9 protein-coding genes, 2 tRNA genes and 3 rRNA genes are annotated in these 18,101 nt (G+C 40.4%); 1 reads left to right on the top strand and 13 read right to left on the bottom strand.

Going from position 1 to position 18,101, the window contains the following annotated elements; all coding sequences use genetic code 11:
* Nucleotides 1-283: 283 nt before the first annotated feature.
* The 11 genes from Q9M50_11650 to Q9M50_11600 form a co-directional block, all read right to left on the bottom strand.
* On the bottom strand, nt 284-592 hold the full coding sequence (locus Q9M50_11650; protein MDQ7091265.1) for a ComEA family DNA-binding protein: 309 nt from the start codon (nt 590-592) through the stop codon (nt 284-286).
* Nucleotides 593-707: 115 nt separating this feature from the next.
* Nucleotides 708-823 (bottom strand): 5S ribosomal RNA (rrf, locus tag Q9M50_11645).
* Nucleotides 824-959: 136 nt separating this feature from the next.
* Nucleotides 960-3,869, bottom strand: a 23S ribosomal RNA gene (locus Q9M50_11640).
* Between the two features lie 256 nt (nt 3,870-4,125).
* Nucleotides 4,126-4,201: transfer RNA gene (locus tag Q9M50_11635), tRNA-Ala, on the bottom strand.
* A 47-nt stretch (nt 4,202-4,248) separates the two neighbouring features.
* Nucleotides 4,249-4,325 (bottom strand) — tRNA-Ile (locus Q9M50_11630).
* A 66-nt stretch (nt 4,326-4,391) separates the two neighbouring features.
* Nucleotides 4,392-5,930 (bottom strand): 16S ribosomal RNA (locus tag Q9M50_11625).
* Together the 16S, 23S and 5S rRNA genes with 2 tRNA genes alongside form the textbook arrangement of a ribosomal RNA operon.
* A gap of 548 nt (nt 5,931-6,478) precedes the next feature.
* Complete coding sequence (locus Q9M50_11620; protein ID MDQ7091264.1) at nt 6,479-7,183, bottom strand: FAD-dependent oxidoreductase; 705 nt, start codon at nt 7,181-7,183, stop codon at nt 6,479-6,481.
* Nucleotides 7,149-7,637: an FAD-dependent oxidoreductase gene (locus tag Q9M50_11615; GenBank protein ID MDQ7091263.1), complete on the bottom strand. Its 489-nt coding sequence runs from the start codon at nt 7,635-7,637 to the stop codon at nt 7,149-7,151. Before Q9M50_11615 ends, Q9M50_11620 begins: the two co-directional genes overlap by 35 nt.
* A gap of 25 nt (nt 7,638-7,662) precedes the next feature.
* Nucleotides 7,663-7,920, bottom strand: a complete 258-nt coding sequence (locus Q9M50_11610) for an FAD-dependent oxidoreductase (protein ID MDQ7091262.1) — start codon at nt 7,918-7,920, stop codon at nt 7,663-7,665.
* A 29-nt stretch (nt 7,921-7,949) separates the two neighbouring features.
* Entirely contained in the window at nt 7,950-9,176 is a 1,227-nt protein-coding gene (gene odhB / locus Q9M50_11605) for a 2-oxoglutarate dehydrogenase complex dihydrolipoyllysine-residue succinyltransferase (protein ID MDQ7091261.1), read from the bottom strand.
* Between the two features lie 2 nt (nt 9,177-9,178).
* On the bottom strand, nt 9,179-11,998 hold the full coding sequence (locus Q9M50_11600) for a 2-oxoglutarate dehydrogenase E1 component (GenBank protein MDQ7091260.1): 2,820 nt from the start codon (nt 11,996-11,998) through the stop codon (nt 9,179-9,181).
* A gap of 195 nt (nt 11,999-12,193) precedes the next feature.
* Between Q9M50_11600 and Q9M50_11595 the strand changes: the two genes are divergently transcribed.
* The gene (locus Q9M50_11595) at nt 12,194-13,225 is read left to right on the top strand and encodes a lytic murein transglycosylase (GenBank protein ID MDQ7091259.1); all 1,032 of its coding nucleotides are present in this window, start codon (nt 12,194-12,196) and stop codon (nt 13,223-13,225) included.
* 58 nt (nt 13,226-13,283) lie between these two features.
* Here Q9M50_11595 and Q9M50_11590 read toward each other — a convergent pair whose 3' ends face one another.
* Nucleotides 13,284-15,233, bottom strand: a complete 1,950-nt coding sequence (locus Q9M50_11590) for a TonB-dependent receptor (GenBank protein MDQ7091258.1) — start codon at nt 15,231-15,233, stop codon at nt 13,284-13,286.
* Nucleotides 15,234-15,243: 10 nt separating this feature from the next.
* Nucleotides 15,244-18,099 carry a response regulator gene (locus tag Q9M50_11585; GenBank protein ID MDQ7091257.1) on the bottom strand — a complete coding sequence of 952 codons (2,856 nt, stop codon included), beginning with the start codon at nt 18,097-18,099 and terminating at the stop codon, nt 15,244-15,246.
* Between the last annotated feature and the right edge of the window lie 2 nt (nt 18,100-18,101).

Here is an 18,101-nt window from a genome sequence, read left to right as displayed (position 1 = left end):
AAAAATAAATTTAAGAGCAACCCTTTATAAGCTAAGGCCTGTCACTGTTTCATCTAGCTATTTATCATCTTCTGAGGAAATAAATATAGGCAAGCTAGTATTACTTCTAAATATCCAATATTGCAATCGGAAGCTTTTACTCCTGTTACCTATAATATCGCTAACGTGTCGCTATTTGTACCGAAAAAACTCTAACTTCTGACAAATGGGGGATGGAATGTCGATTATCAATAAAAAAACCAATTACATTCATTATATAATCGGTTTTTTTCAAGGTTAATATCTATTTTTTCTCTTTAGCTTCTGGTTTTTTAACTTGAGTTTTCACCTCTTTTTCAACTTTATCAGTTAATAAAATATCTTCTTTATTTTTTTCAACTGTTTTAGCACCAATACCCGCCACTTCCGTTAACGAATCTATCGTTTTAAAATCCCCATTTTTTTCACGATACTCAATAATCGCTTGGGCTTTTTTCTCTCCAATACCATTTAATGAGCTTGCAATGGTTTGTGCATCGGCGGTATTTACGTTAACAGGGGTTGCAAATACATTTGCTGAAAATAATGCTAGTAATAGAAATATCTTTTTCATGTTATTTTCCTAATTATATTGAATAATTCTATATTCTATCTAACTTTTCTTCCCTGTCAATAAATTCTAAGCAAAAAAAAACCGTTTACTTTCGTAAACGGTTTTTTAAATTTAAGCTTGGCAATTCCCTACTTTCACATGGCAACCTGCCACACTATCATCGGCGCTAAGAGGTTTCACTTCTGAGTTCGGGATGGGATCAGGTGGTTCACTCTCGCTATGGTCACCAAGCAATTTGGTGTAATAAGTAACTCACTTATTATCAATCAATGCAGCTCTGTTGCATTGAGTTGGAAATCTGTATCAATTCTCTTCGCTTTAAAAGCATGTTAACTTCCAATAACGACCCAAACTGATTGGGTGTTATATGGTCAAGCCTCACGGGCAATTAGTATCAGTTAGCTTCACACATTACTGTGCTTCCACACCTGACCTATCAAAGTTGTAGTCTCCAACAGCCCTTCAGGGAACTTTAAGTTCCAGTGAGATCTCATCTTGGGAGGGGCTTCGCGCTTAGATGCTTTCAGCGCTTATCCTGTCCGAACGTAGCTACCCAGCAATGCCTCTGGCGAGACAACTGGAACACCAGGGGTTCGTCCACTCCGGTCCTCTCGTACTAGGAGCAGCTTCCCTCAAATCTCAAACGCCCACGGCAGATAGGGACCGAACTGTCTCACGACGTTCTGAACCCAGCTCGCGTACCACTTTAAATGGCGAACAGCCATACCCTTGGGACCTGCTTCAGCCCCAGGATGTGATGAGCCGACATCGAGGTGCCAAACACCGCCGTCGATATGAACTCTTGGGCGGTATCAGCCTGTTATCCCCGGCGTACCTTTTATCCGTTGAGCGATGGCCCTTCCATTCAGAACCACCGGATCACTATGACCTACTTTCGTACCTGCTCGACACGTCCGTCTCGCAGTCAAGCACCCTTATGCCATTGCACTAAACTCCTGATTTCCGACCAGGATTAGGGTACCTTCGTGCTCCTCCGTTACTCTTTGGGAGGAGACCGCCCCAGTCAAACTACCCACCATACACTGTCCCCAACCCGGATAACGGGTCTAGGTTAGAACTTCAAACATACCGAGGCTGGTATTTCAAGGGTGACTCCACCCCACCTAGCGATGTGGTTTCAATGTCTCCCAGCTATCCTACACAAGTAGGTTCAAAGTCCAGTGTAAAGCTATAGTAAAGGTGCGCGGGGTCTTTCCGTCTAGCCGCGGGTATACGGCATCTTCACCGCAATTTCAATTTCACTGAGTCTCGGGTGGAGACAGTGTGGCCGTCGTTACGCCATTCGTGCAGGTCGGAACTTACCCGACAAGGAATTTCGCTACCTTAGGACCGTTATAGTTACGGCCGCCGTTTACTGGGGCTTCGATCAAAAGCTTCGTGCAAGCACTAACCTCATCAATTAACCTTCCAGCACCGGGCAGGCGTCACACCCTATACGTCCACTTTCGTGTTTGCAGAGTGCTATGTTTTTGCTAAACAGTCGCAGCCACCAGTTTAATGCTGCCCTCTTTGGCTCCATCCGCAAGGGACTTCACCTACCAAGGGCGTACCTTCTCCCGAAGTTACGGTACCATTTTGCCTAGTTCCTTCACCCGAGTTCTCTCAAGCGCCTTAGAATTCTCATCCCACCCACCTGTGTTGGTTTGGGGTACGGCTCGTTATAACCTGAAGCTTAGAGGTTTTTCTTGGAAGCATGGCATCAATCACTTCGGTTCATCCCCGAGGGGATTACTTCTCGTCATCACATCTCAGGATTAACAAAAGTCCGGATTTACCTAAACTTTCTCCCTACCTGCTTAAACAACCTATTCCAACAGATTGCTGATCTAGCCTTCTCCGTCACCCCATCGCAGTTATAACAAGTACAGGAATATTAACCTGTTCTCCATCGACTACGCCTTTCGGCCTCGCCTTAGGTACCGACTAACCCTGCGTCGATTAGCGTTGCGCAGGAAACCTTGGGTTTTCGGCGTGGGAGTTTTTCACTCCCATTATCGTTACTCATGTCAGCATTCGCACTTCTGATACCTCCAGCCAACTTCTCAATTGACCTTCAACAGCGTACAGAACGCTCCTCTACCACCTTACTCAAAGTAAGATCCGTAGCTTCGGTATATAGCTTAGCCCCCGGTAAATCTTCCGCGCAAGCCGACTCGACCAGTGAGCTATTACGCTTTCTTTAAAGGATGGCTGCTTCTAAGCCAACCTCCTGGCTGTCTGGGCCTTCTCACATCGTTTTCCACTTAGCTATAATTTTGGGACCTTAGCTGACGGTCTGGGCTGTTTCCCTCTTCACGACGAACCTTATCACCCGCCGTGTGTCTCCCGTGCTGCAACTTGTTGGTATTCGGAGTTTGCATTGGGTTGGTAAGTCGGGATGACCCCCTAGCCAAAACAGTGCTCTACCCCCAACAGTTATACACGAGGCTCTACCTAAATAGATTTCGAGGAGAACCAGCTATCTCCGGGCTTGATTAGCCTTTCACTCCGATCCACAACTCATCCCCTCATTTTTCAACATAAGTGGGTTCGGTCCTCCAGTAGGTATTACCCCACCTTCAACCTGGTCATGGATAGATCGCCCGGTTTCGGGTCTACACCTTGCGACTAAACGCCCTATTAAGACTCGCTTTCGCTACGCCTCCCCTATTCGGTTAAGCTTGCCACAAAATGTAAGTCGCTGACCCATTATACAAAAGGTACGCAGTCACACCGATAAATCGATGCTCCCACTGCTTGTACGCATACGGTTTCAGGTTCTATTTCACTCCCCTCACAGGGGTTCTTTTCGCCTTTCCCTCACGGTACTAGTTCACTATCGGTCAGTAAGGAGTATTTAGCCTTGGAGGATGGTCCCCCCCTATTCAGTCAAAGTTTCTCGTGCTCCGACCTACTCGATTTCACACTTAATAAGTTTTCGTATACGAGGCTATCACTCTGTATCGCTAGACTTTCCAGACTATTCTACTAACTTAATAAATGCTTAAGGGCTAGTCCCCGTTCGCTCGCCGCTACTAAGGGAATCTCGGTTGATTTCTTTTCCTCTGGGTACTTAGATGTTTCAGTTCTCCAGGTTCGCTTCCTTACCCTATGTATTCAGGTAAGGATACTTATCTTATGATAAGTGGGTTTCCCCATTCGGAAATCTTCGGATCATAGTGGGTTTGAACACTCCCCGAAGCTTATCGCATTCTACAACGTCCTTCATCGCCTCTTACTGCCAAGGCATTCACCGTATGCGCTTATTCACTTGACCATATAACCCCAATAAGTCTGTTAAGGCTTATTTAACGTTATATGGGTTCGCTAACATTTTCGCTTTTTTCTGCTTGAGAACTCATTATTCAACAGTTTAATTATAAAAATTAATCCATTGTTTAACTCGTTTTAAAATATTTATCGTTATAATAAAGATAAACACTATAGTTACAGATTTCCAAATTTTTAAAGAGCTTATTAATAACCAAAGTTACCAATTCTATAAAATCTTAACCTACAAAATCTTATAGAAATGGTGGAGCTATGCGGGATCGAACCGCAGACCCCCTGCGTGCAAGGCAGGTGCTCTCCCAGCTGAGCTATAGCCCCAATATCAAAATTCCTAAGACAAGTCTTTATCTTAGAAAAGTATTAATTGGTGGGTCTGGGAGGATTTGAACCTCCGACCTCACCCTTATCAGGGGTGCGCTCTAACCAACTGAGCTACAGACCCAATCGTCTGTTGCTTTAAACCGAAATAATTTGTTGTGAGTACTCATGCTTAACATAAGTCATTTTGTAAGGAGGTGATCCAGCCCCAGGTTCCCCTAGGGCTACCTTGTTACGACTTCACCCCAGTCATGAATCACAAAGTGGTGAGCGACCTCCCGAAGGTTAGTCTACCCACTTCTTTTGCAACCCACTCCCATGGTGTGACGGGCGGTGTGTACAAGGCCCGGGAACGTATTCACCGCGACGTTCTGATTCGCGATTACTAGCGATTCCAACTTCATGGAGTCGAGTTGCAGACTCCAATCCGGACTAAGACCAGCTTTCTGGGATTTGCTTACTCTCGCAAGTTCGCAGCCCTCTGTACTGGCCATTGTAGCACGTGTGTAGCCCACCCCATAAGGGCCATGATGACTTGACGTCGTCCCCACCTTCCTCCGGTTTATCACCGGCAGTCTCCCTAGAGTTCCCACCATTATGTGCTGGCAACTAAGGATAAGGGTTGCGCTCGTTACGGGACTTAACCCAACATCTCACGACACGAGCTGACGACAGCCATGCAGCACCTGTCACAGAGTTCCCGAAGGCACTCAATTATCTCTAACAGATTCTCTGGATGTCAAGGGGTGGTAAGGTTCTTCGCGTTGCATCGAATTAAACCACATGCTCCACCGCTTGTGCGGGCCCCCGTCAATTCATTTGAGTTTTAGCCTTGCGGCCGTACTCCCCAGGCGGTCAACTTAATACGTTAGCTCCACCACTAAGTACCGAAGTACCCAACAGTTAGTTGACATCGTTTACGGCATGGACTACCGGGGTATCTAATCCCGTTTGCTACCCATGCTTTCGTTCCTCAGCGTCAGTTTTAGTCCAGGAAGCCGCCTTCGCCACTGGTGTTCCTTCAGATCTCTACGCATTTCACTGCTACACCTGAAATTCCACTTCCCTCTCCCAAACTCTAGTCTGCCAGTTTTAAATGCCGTTCCCAAGTTAAGCTCGGGGCTTTCACATCTAACTTAACAAACCGCCTACGAACGCTTTACGCCCAGTAATTCCGATTAACGCTTGCACCCTCCGTATTACCGCGGCTGCTGGCACGGAGTTAGCCGGTGCTTCTTCTAAAGGTAATGTCAAGGTAACGGATATTAACCGATACTTTTTCCTCCCAATTGAAAGTGCTTTACAACCCTCAGGCCTTCTTCACACACGCGGTATTGCTGGATCAGGCTTTCGCCCATTGTCCAATATTCCCCACTGCTGCCTCCCGTAGGAGTCTGGGCCGTGTCTCAGTCCCAGTGTGGCTGATCATCCTCTCAGACCAGCTATAGATCGTCGCCTTGGTGAGCCATTACCTCACCAACAAGCTAATCTAACATAGGCTCATCTAATAGCACGAGGTCCGAAGATCCCCCGTTTTCCCCCGTAGGGCTTATGCGGTATTAGCACGAGTTTCCTCGAGTTGTCCCCCACTACTAGGCAGATTCCTATGCATTACGCACCCGTCCGCCACTCGTCAGCCAGAAGCAAGCTCCTGCTGTTACCGTTCGACTTGCATGTGTTAAGCATACCGCCAGCGTTCAATCTGAGCCATGATCAAACTCTTCAGTTTAAACGTGCATTGGTTGATTTTATAAAGATAAACCAACCAAAAAATCTTGACTCGATTCAGAATTAAACGTAAACATTCAAATGAATGATTGTTTAGTGTAAATACTGTCTCGAATATTTTTTACAAACTTAATATTCAAACACAAGTACCCACACAAATTATTTCGATTTACTTGTTAAAGAGCGTAAGAACCGAAGTTCTTAATCACTTTAAAGAGTTAATTAACTCTCCTTAGTGAGCCGACCATTATAACTTAATGTTCGTTTCTGTCAACACCTTGTTGAAAATTCTTTTTCCTTAATTTCTTCCCGAAACGGTGTGTTGCTGAAAGAAAGGCGTATTATACAGTCTCTTTTCTTTTCGTCAATTTTTTTATTTATTTTTTTCCTAAAAAATAGCAAATATAACATTTACTCTTTAAAATTCAATCACTAACCTTATTTATAATTTTTATAACCCCCATCCATTTCTGCTGTATTAGCCTAGAATAAAGAGGTTATTTTTTTAAAAATCTGTATTGATAACCTAATAAATAGCTATATTTTCTTTCATGTGTGAAACACGGCACGATTATCAAGCTTTAATGCAGCCCCATATAAAGCTTCCGAAATACTAGGGTGAGCATGAATTGTTCGCGCTAAATCTTCACTACTTGCTGAAAACACCATCGCTAAGACCGCCTCAGCAATGAGTTCAGACGCATGTGACCCTATAATATGAATACCTAAAATCTTATCGGTTTCAGCATGACTGATAATCTTAACCATTCCATCAGTTTTTCCACTGGCCTGCCCTCTACCCGTCGCATTTAAGGCCACAATACCCACCTCATAGTTTTCATTCATTGCCTTTAATGACTGCTCTGTCTGCCCTACCCAAGCAATTTCAGGTTCGGTATAGATAACACAAGGAATAATGTCGTAATCAATTGGGGTTCGCTGACCTGCAACAATATGTTCAGCAACAAAAATTCCTTCTTCTAACCCTTTATGCGCAAGCATAGGACCCAGTAAGGTTAAATCACCAATGGCATAAACGTTGGGTAAATTAGTACAACAGTTTTCATCAACATGTACAAAACCACTTTCATTTAATAATAAATTAGCTTCAGCAACTGCCAACCCCTCCGTATTAGGTCGCCGTCCTGTTGCAACAATCAGTTTATCTAAGGTGATACGATGATTCCCCTCTAAATCCTGATAATCAACAATCACTTTATTATCCGTTTTTTTTCGTTCCCATGACTCTTGCACCCAAACGTAAATCGAGCCCTTGCTGGGTATATAGTTTGTAGGCTTCACGTGAAATCTGAAAATCGGGCGCAATCAAAAAATTTTCTTGGGCTTCCAATAAAACAACTTTAGAGCCTAACCGATTCCATATTCCAGCTAATTCCAACCCGATAATACCCGCACCTATAATGCCCATTTTTTTGGGAACACTTTCAAGATCTAAAATGGCATTTGAATCTAAAATAAATTCATTATCAATCTTTGCACAGTCCATTTCAATGGATTTAGAGCCTGTTGCTAAAATAATATGCTTAGCCTCTACTATATAGTCTTTATCCCCATTAAGCGGAGAAATAGTAACCTGTGTACTATTTAATAAACGTCCATTGGCATGAATATATTCGACCCCATGATGATTAAAACTCGTTTTAATTTGCTCACTTAACTGCTTAGTGATTTTATTTTTACGCTGCATCATCTTTTTAAGGTTTAAAGAAACGTCATTGGCTTCGATACCATGTTCTGCCGCTTCTTTTTTTTAATAAATGATAAATTTTAGATGATTCCAGTAAGGCCATAGAGGGAATACTCCCCGCATTAACATAAGTGCCTCCCAGTCTTGGATCTCCTTTTTTGTTTTTCCAATTATCAATGCAGGCAACGTTTAACCCTAATTGTGCAGCACGAATAGCGGCAACATAACCGGCAGGACCAGCTCCGATGACAATAACATCATAAATTACGAGTGGATTCGGCATATTCAATTAATTCCTATGGTTAATGAGAGTTAAATATTAAGCAATAAATGAGCAGGGGATTCTAAACACTCCTTAATGGTCACTAAAAATTGTACGGCTTCACTCCCATCGACCAAACGATGATCATAAGATAATGCTAAGTACATAATGGGTCTAATAACAATTTCCCCCTTTTCAACGACAGGTCTTTCCTTGATGGTATGCATCCCTAAAATAGCACACTGGGGCGGGTTAAGAATGGGCGTTGATAGCATTGATCCAAAAATACCTCCATTGGTAATCGTAAATGTTCCGCCTGTTAAATCGTCATAACTCAAAGAACCTTCTCGCGCCTTTTTCCCAAAATTAGTAATACTTTTTTCAATACCTGCAAAATCAAGATGATCCGCATCCTTTACAACGGGGACAATCAAGCCACGCGGGGTTGTTACCGCAATTCCGATGTCATAGTAACCATGATAAATAATATCATTACCATCTATTGATGCATTAATTGCTGGAAAACGTTTTAACGCTTCAAGAGCTGCTTTGACAAAAAATGACATAAAGCCTAATTTAACATCATGCTTTTGTTGAAAACGATCTTTATATTGCAGACGTAAATCAATGACAGCTTTCATATCCACATCATTAAAGGTGGTTAGCATGGCTGAATTTTGTTGAGCCTGAAGTAAACGTTCAGCGACTTTTGCACGCAAACGTGTCATCGGAACACGCTGCTCTGGACGCAAGCCCTCTTGTGGAGGAATCACAGCCTTTGGCGATACCGCCTCTTCTTTAATGGATTTCTTAATTTCAGTTTTTACCGTTTCAGGGGGACGTTCCGCTGTTTTCTGTTGATTTAAAAAATCTAATACATCGGTTTTAGTAATTCGTCCCTGCTTACCTGTCCCTGTTATTTCATCAGGGTTTAAATGGTGTTCATGAATTAATCGTCTAACAGCAGGACTTAATGCGGCATCATTAACCTCATTACGATTAATTTCATCAGGGACTTTCGCTAAATTTTCGCCAGCCTCTGAGGGGGTTACCCTTGCCAGTACATCATTTGAAAGTACGATCGAACCTTCAACGGCTTTAATTTCAGTTAAAATACCTGATTCAGAGGCAGGTACTTCTAAAACTACTTTGTCTGTTTCAAGATCAACTAAATTTTCATATTTTTCAACAAAGTCCCCTTCTTTTTTATGCCATGCAGCGACCGTTGCATCAGCAACCGATTCGGGTAAATTAGGGACTAAAATTTCGATTGTCATATTTATTTTCCTTCTTCTTGACCATAAAGAGCCTGATTAACCACTTCTTTTTGTTGTTTAATATGCGCTGAAAAACTTCCTACAGCAGGGGCTGCCGAAGGTTCACGCCCACAATAAAGCACATCCATATCACTAAGTAGATTATCAAAAAAATGATGCTTAGATTGGTACCATGCCCCTTGATTTTTAGGTTCTTCTTGGCACCATACAATATCCTTTACATGTGAATACCGACGTAACTCTGTCTGAAAGCCTTCACTCGGAAAAGGGTATAACTGTTCTATTCTAATAATAGCAACACACTTTAGTTCATCTTGATTTCGCTGTTCAATTAAGTCGTAATAAACTTTACCTGAACAAAAAACCACACGAGTTACCTCCTTCACCTTTATTTTACTATTTTGCTCACCAATAATAGGATAAAATTCATTTTCTGTTAAATGCTCTAAGGTTGAAACCGCTAATTTATGACGCAATAAGCTTTTAGGACTCATGATAATTAAAGGTTTTCGGTATAGGCGTTTTATTTGTCTTCTTAATAAATGAAAAATTTGTGCGGGTGTCGTTGGAACACAAACTTGAATATTGTGTGAGGCACAAAGTTGCAAATATCGTTCTAGTCGTGCTGATGAATGCTCAGGCCCTTGCCCCTCAAATCCATGAGGCAATAACATCACCAAGCCACTCAATCGCCCCCATTTCGCCTCACCTGAGCTAATAAACTGATCAATTAACACTTGCGCTCCATTTGCAAAATCACCAAACTGTGCCTCCCAAATAACTAGGGTTTCGGGTTCTGTTGAACTGTAACCGTATTCAAAACCTAATACCCCCGCCTCGGATAACAAGGAGTTATAAAGCTGCATATCCCCTTGATTTTCATTCAAATGCTGCAAAGGAATATAAACGTCATCATTGAGTTGATTATGCAGCATCGCATGACGATGTGAAAATGTCCCTCGTCCAACATCTTGCCCTGTCAACCGTACATTATATTTTTCGATTAATAAGGTGGCATAGGCTAAATTTTCAGCACAACCCCAATCAACAGGTAATGCCCCCGCAACCATTTTTGTACGGTTTTCCATAACCTTAGCGACGCGTGAATGCAATTCAACACCGATGGGCAATCGTTGCATTTGTTCATTACAAAAACGTAATACATCCCATGAAACCGCTGTTTTACACGCTATCGTCCATTCTTTATCTAAATACTTATCCCATTGCCGCGTATAACTATAAGTGCTATTTTCAAGAACGGGTCTTGAAACAATGCAACCGAGTTCCAGTTGTTGTTGATATTCCTCTGCCATCGCGTTAGCCGATTCTAGATCAATAACTTCTTCTTGTATCAGTTGCTCAACATAAAGTTCACGAACACTCTGATGCGAACGAATTTTTTGATACATTAAAGGTTGTGTTGTCGCGGGTTCATCCGCTTCATTGTGACCTAGACGACGATAACAAACTAAATCAATCACGACATCTTTATTAAACTTCATTCGGTAGTCTAATGCTAACTGTGTAATATACAGTACCGCTTCAGGATCATCCCCATTCACATGAAAAATAGGGGCTTGGACCATATTAGCAATATCAGTACAATATAAGGTTGAGCGTGCATCCGAAGGATGACTGGTGGTAAATCCAATTTGATTATTAATTACAATATGAACCGTCCCGCCTGTATGAAATGCACGAGTTTCTGCCATATTCAAGGTTTCCATAACAATACCTTGCCCTGAAAATGCCGCATCACCATGAATTAAAATAGGGATCACTGAATTCACCTTACCTTTCCCACGCCTGTCTTGACGCGCCTTGACCGAACCTTCAACCACAGGATTAATAATTTCCAAATGAGAGGGGTTAAAGGCAAGTGTCAAATGAACTTCACCGCCGCGCGTTTCGATATCCGATGAAAAACCCATGTGATATTTAACATCACCCGTTAATACACCGGGTGATGAGGTGCTTGTTCCTTCAAATTCACCAAATAAAGTCGCGGGGTTTTTACCTAAAACATTGACAAGCACATTTAAGCGTCCTCGATGAGCCATCCCTATTACAAGCTCATTAACGTGTTGCTCCCCTGCTTTTTGTACCAGTTCATCTAAAATAGGGATTAAACATTCGCCCCCTTCTAAGGAAAAACGTTTTTGTCCGACATAACGTCGATGTAAATATTTTTCAATCCCTTCCGCTGCAGTCAATTGTTTCAGCGTCCAATGCTTTTTTTCAACAGTCATTTTAGGTCTAGGCGATTCTAAATGATTCTTAAGCCACCGTTTAATTTCAGTATCAATAATATGCATATACTCAAATCCTATCTTAGCGCAATAGATTGCCTCTAAAATAGTAATGATTTTTCGTAAGGGTAATTTATCAACACCTTGTAAGGTCCCTGTATCAAAAATAGTTTCCATATCAGGTTCAGATAACCCATAATAAGCGGGATCTAAATCAATAGGCTTAGAGGGTTGATTATCTAATGGGTTGATATTTGCGGCTTGGTGTCCACAGGTACGATAATGATTAATTAATCGGGCCACTGCGGTCTGTTTTTTAACACTTTGCTCTGTAAAACCTTGAAGCCTTACCAAAGGACTTGAGGTCGATGCTGCTAAATTTGCAAACCGTTCGACAATAGGACTGTGCGGCATATCCGTAATGCCCTGATGTAAATGACTGAATTTAATACGCCAACTTTCTTCAATAGATTCTGGGTTTTCCAGGTATTGTTCATACATATCTTCAATAAAAACAGCATTACTGCCATAAAAAGCGGAAGACTCTCGAAATAGTTTTAATAAATCACTCATGCTAAATTAATTCAATGTTGTTGAGAGGGGTATCAAACGTTATCTATTCTAGCTTAGAAAGAAACTATTTACTAAGTTTCACGCCTGTTAAATACGATATATAAAACAAATACCTTAATTTAAAATACCCTAATCTTCTACATTTGTCCTGCTTTATTTAGAAAAACCTATCTACTAAAATCATAGGAAAATTATATGACCTCATTAACACTCTCGGCTATTCCCATTTTTACTCTGGCATTACTCCTAACTGCGTGTAATCCTGAGCCTATTATTTACCACCAAGACCATTACAAAGGTTTATCGCAACCCATCATACCTAGCCAACCCAGCACAACAAAACCCAAAACGGCCCCCAAACAAATAGGTCATTATTCAGCCTCTAAATTAACAGGGGCTTATGCAAGTTCTACGGGGACTCGTAATTTTATCCGTTATATGGCAAAAGAGCATGGATTTAAACAAAATTATTTAAATGGTTTATTTTCACAAGCGCGTCATTTACAATCGGTCGTGAAACTAGAAACACCTTCCTCAAAAATAAAAACGAGCTTTGTTCCATCCCCTGGTAGCTGGTCACGCTATCGCAAAAAATTCCTTACCACCACTCATATTAATAATGGGGTGAAATTTTGGAAAAAAAATGCCCTTACGATTCAAAAAGCAAGTGCGACTTATCACGTTAACCCTGAATATATCGTGGCGATTATTGGTGTTGAAACATTTTTTGGATTGAATGTAGGGAAAACACGCACACTTGATGCTTTATCCACCTTAGCGTTTCACACTAAAAGACGCAGTAAATTTTTCACCTCTGAACTAGAAAATTTTTTACTGATGACAACGGAAGAAAATTTAGAGCCTCGAAAAGTGGTCGGCTCTTGGGCTGGGGCAATGGGATTAGGTCAATTTATGCCCAGTAGTTTTCGTCGATTAGCGGTTGATTTTAACGAAGATGGCAAGCGTGATTTATGGAACCCAACGGATGCCATTGGAAGTGTCGCCCATTATTTTTCAAAAAGCGGTTGGCAATTTAATAAACCTGTTGTCACTAAAACGCAACAAAAAACATCCGCCTCAACGATTAAATTAAGTGCTTATTCAGGCAATGAGTTTTGGCGTACACACCCTAATTTTAAAGTGATCAAAAAATACAACCACAGCAATCATTATGCGATGGCGGTTCATCAATTATCTCAGGCCATTAAACAACGTTATCAACAATGAGCTAACGTATTCCTTTTAACTTTTTTTATTATGGAGTGAACATTAAATTTCACTCCATTTAAAATTTCCAACGCACTTGCCCGTAAATACTCCGCTGTACATTACTGTGTGGCTTATTACCTTCTATCCTAGGATACTCTTCATGTGACTCATTCAATAAATTTTGTCCCACTAACGATAACTCAACATCGTTAATAACGTCCCAGGCTAAACGGGCATCTAGCTCTAAATAATCATTAACCGCTTCAATCTTATCCGTATAACGTAACCATAAATCTAAGCTTACATCATAGTCAAAATCCATACTGGAACGTAACGACACTTGATTACGCGGGCTATGCTTACCTTTATCCCGAGTATCAAGAAAAGCAACATCATTATCCTTTTTTAACTTCATTTGAAAATAACTATAACTCCCTTTTAATGTCCACCAATCATAAGGCCGCCACGTTGAAAAAATTTCAGCCCCATAGCTATACCCCGAAACATTATTTTCAAAACGAGTGATAAAATTTCGCTGCCCTTCAATTTCACTGACAAAAGTCGTTTCAGTAATGTCTACAACATCGTCATATTCACTATAAAAGGCAGCAAAATCCCAAGAGAATTGTTTAGAAACTTGTTGCCGAATGCCAAATTCATAAGAAATTACACTTTCTGATTGTACATTCTCATCGCCCTCAGTAACAAACGTATCATCACCAAAAGAAATAGAAAAGTTTAAATCATGTTGCTGTCTTGAAGGGGTTCTTACCGCCCTAGAAACAGCCGCCCAAGTACTCGTTGATTCGGTTATGTTCCACAATAAACGGGCATTCGGTTGTATTTCAAAACCACTGTACCCATTATGCTCAATTTTTGTTCCGATAATAAATTTAAGTGTCTTCGGGATTAATGCAATCTCATCTTGAATGAAAGCACTAAAAATATGATTATCACGTGTAATAGGATCATAAGTACTCTCTGGTAACTTAAACACGTTTTTAACTTCTTGAAAACGATAGCCTAATCCCCAAATAACTTCATTTGAATCATTAAAACGATAACGTTGCTGTAATTCAAAATCAGCCGTATGTGTAATCGATTCAGTTATTGATGTATCCCGCTGTTGATAATCATAGTAAGCTTGTAATCGCCAATCTGACTTATCTGAGGCTTTTACTGACCAACGTGTCAATACATTTGCCCCTTCTGTACGCGCTCTTACACTAGAGGAATCCATTAAATTTGCGGTATACGTATTACCCTGTACTAGCCATTTATTTTCTTCATCAGGTTCACCATCCATACGAAAACCCAACTGATAACGCTCCCAATCATCCTTTACATCACCATCCAATTCATCACGCTTTAAGGCCTTACCATAAACACGGTAACCCGTATTTTCATTAATTTTTCCACCATGGCGTAAACTAACAAAGCCACGCTCCTCTGAACCGCCCCCCGCCACTGCTAATGTTCCTTGCGTATCTTTAGTGTCTTTAGTGTCTTTAGTAATAATATTAATAACACCATTAACGGCATTCGCCCCCCATAACGTCCCGCCTGACCCTCGAATAACCTCAATTCGTTCTACATCCTCTAAGATCAGATCAACATTATCCCAATAAACCCCTGAGAAACTCGCATCATAAACCGATCGGCCATCAATCATCACTAGTAATTTATTCGAAAACAAACCATTAAATCCGCGTATCGTAATCGCCATTCCATACGAGCTGTAACGCGCCACCTGAACACCGGGTGCCATTCTCAAGGCATCTGCAACTGATTTAACCCCAGAGCGATGTATATCGTGTTGCGTAATAACAAATACCGCCCCCGTTGTTTCTGAAATTTTTTGCTTTTTCTTAGCCGCTGAAAACACAATAGATTCAGCTTCTATCCACTTGCGTGACTCTTCTATTGCTCGCTTATCTTCCTCAGAAAATGTCGCTAAACTCACATCGACCAAAAAAAGACTTCCAGCCACTATTGTTATTATTTTTCTAAGCATCATTTGCTCCATTCATTCCGCTTTATTTTTTCGGTAATTGTTCAATAGACACTAAAAGCTCTTTTAATGCCATATCACACTCAGATAAAGCCTCAAAACAATTTTCTTGGTTATTAATAGCATCTTCTAATTTCTGAGATTTTTCATATAATTTATAAGCACTAAGATTACCCGACACCCCTTTCAAACTATGCACTAACCGACTTGCTGTTTCTTCATCTTTAAGACAAAACGCCTCATTAATTTTATTGGTTATATCCGTAAAGTCTGCTTCAAAACTTAATAATAGTTTACGAAAAATACTTTCTTTTCCGCCTAAACGATCTAAAGCCAATTCAACATCAATGCCTGATAAGTTCGAAAATTCCTGCTGCACGCTGGTTGGCTGTGATATCACAGGTTCAAAAACATTAGCCGGCTCTTTTTCTATTTGGGGCTGTACCCAACGTGCAAAAATACTGAGTAATTCATTCATCTTAAAAGGCTTACTGGCATAATCATTCATTCCAGCGTGTAAACATTTATCTTTTATATCTGACATTGCATGAGCCGTCAGCGCGATAATGGGCAAGTCTTGATATTTCAAATTACGTCGAATTTGCCGACAGGTTTCATAGCCGTCCATTTCAGGCATTTGTAAATCCATTAACACTAAATCAAATGGTTGTTGATTAATTTTATCTAAAGCTTGTTGTCCACCCTCGGCTAAATCGACAATTAAACCTTCATCTTCTAACATCTCTTTAGCAATAAGGCGATTAATATCATCATCATCAACCACTAAGATTTTAATCCCTCGCATTAAGACATTCTCACTGCCATCCAAACTTAATGCCGATTGAGATGAAGCAGGTAAATTGACATATAAAACACGTGCAATATTTTCAAGCAAATCTGTCGGTTCAACAGGTTTAATTAATAAAGCGTCTATATCCCCTTGATTAACTTTAGATAAAACATCATCACGACAATGAGACGTTACCATAATAATCGTAGGAATAGGGATAACATTCTCACTGGCTTTTATCCGTTTTGAGGTTTCAATACCATCAAGACCCGGCATTTCCCAATCCATTAAGATAAGTCCGTAAGACGATGTGGGGGATGTTTTTAATAAAGATAAAGCTTGCTCGCCTGACTCAACACTATCGACTTCAAATCCAAAGGATTCTAAATACGTTTGCAACACGGTTCGAGAAATAACATCATCATCGACAGCCAATATTTTTAAATCTTTAAGTGCTTCAGGTAACACATAATCGCCCGAAATCAATTCGGGTTCATAATTTAAATCTAATTCAAAATAAAACTGACTGCCTTTTCCAAGTTCACTGCTAACCTGAATTTGCCCCCCCATCATTTCAACTAGCTGCTTTGAAATAACCAGTCCTAAGCCTGTCCCGCCATGCGTTCGCGCAATCGTTTCATCCGCTTGACTAAACGATTGAAATAGCCGCGATAGTTGCTCAGGACTTAACCCTACTCCTGTATCAGCGACACAAAATTTAAGACGCACCTTATTAGATTCCGCCGCTAATAACGTAATGCTAACCAAAACGTCACCCGTGGTGGTGAATTTAATTGCATTTGTGACGAGATTTAATAAAATTTGCGTGAGTCTTAAAGGATCTCCAATTAAACATAAAGGAATATCCTTCTCAAGCGAAAATCGCAAGCCAATAGATTTTTTTTCCGCTTTGACCAAGGTTAAGTTCGATATATCATCCAGAACATTTTTAAGATTTACCTTTATTGCTTCAATCTCTAATTTACCTGCTTCAATTTTAGCAACATCCAACAAATCATTAATTAAATAAACTAAGGTATTAGAAATAGTAACAATATTATTTAGATGATTACGCTGTTTTGACACTAGCTGTGTTTTTAACATTAACTGAGTCGTATTAATAATCGCATGCATCGGATTACGAATTTCATGACTCACAGTGGCTAAAAATTCAGTTTTTGCTTTACTGGCATTTAACGCTTGATCGCGTACTTCTTCGAGTTCAAGGGTTCTTTTATCAACTTGCTCTTCTAAGTCATGATTATAATTTTCAAGCTTTTCGTACGAATCTTTAAGGTTCTTAGACATTTCAACAAATACATCTGCTAAAATTTCAATTTCATCACCCGTTTTAAAATTAAGATTTTCTGCGACTGAAAAGTTACCCGCTGCCAATCGGCTTGCAGCCTTCGTTAAATCGCTAATAGGTCTAGAAAACCTAGTCGATAACATAATAATAATTAACGATGAAAAAAGTAAAAATATCGTCGAAATTAATAATGATTGGATCATCATTTCTTCAATAAGCAGCGTATTTTTTTGCTTCGATTCATTAATTTTTTGCTGTAAGGATTCTAATGAAAAGCCCAACCGCAAAACGCCCCATTGGGACGTACTAAATTGTATCGGTAAAATAATTTCTAATATCTTTATTTGTTGTCGTTGATATTCATACTCACTTACCGTTTGCTGCTTTACAGCAAATAAAGCCGCTTCCGTATTTAAAACATCACCTTCCAACTCAGGCTTTAAGGTGTGGGTAAAGGCTTTACGCGACATAGACATTAAAATGGCATAATTTAAATCTTTATCACTATTCACCCTTTTTTTCAATAAATGACTAATTTCGACAAAATTATAAAGTGATAAACCTTCTTCAACATGAGCCGATAATGATTCAGAAACGGTATTGGCCCGTAGTGTTAAATGGTCCTTCATCAATTGAGTTCGTGCTTCTAACTCATCTTGAAGAAAATTAGTTTGAAATTTTATCTGAATATAGGTGATTATAACCAATAGACTAATCACTAAACTAACCATAGTAGAAAGTAACTTCCAGCGAATCCCCCTTTTAAACCGCTTAATTTTCATAA

The sequence above is a fragment of the Methylococcales bacterium genome (assembly GCA_030949405.1).
Lineage (GTDB): Bacteria > Pseudomonadota > Gammaproteobacteria > Methylococcales > Methylomonadaceae > WTBX01.
This window is presented reverse-complemented; position numbering and strand designations above follow the sequence as displayed.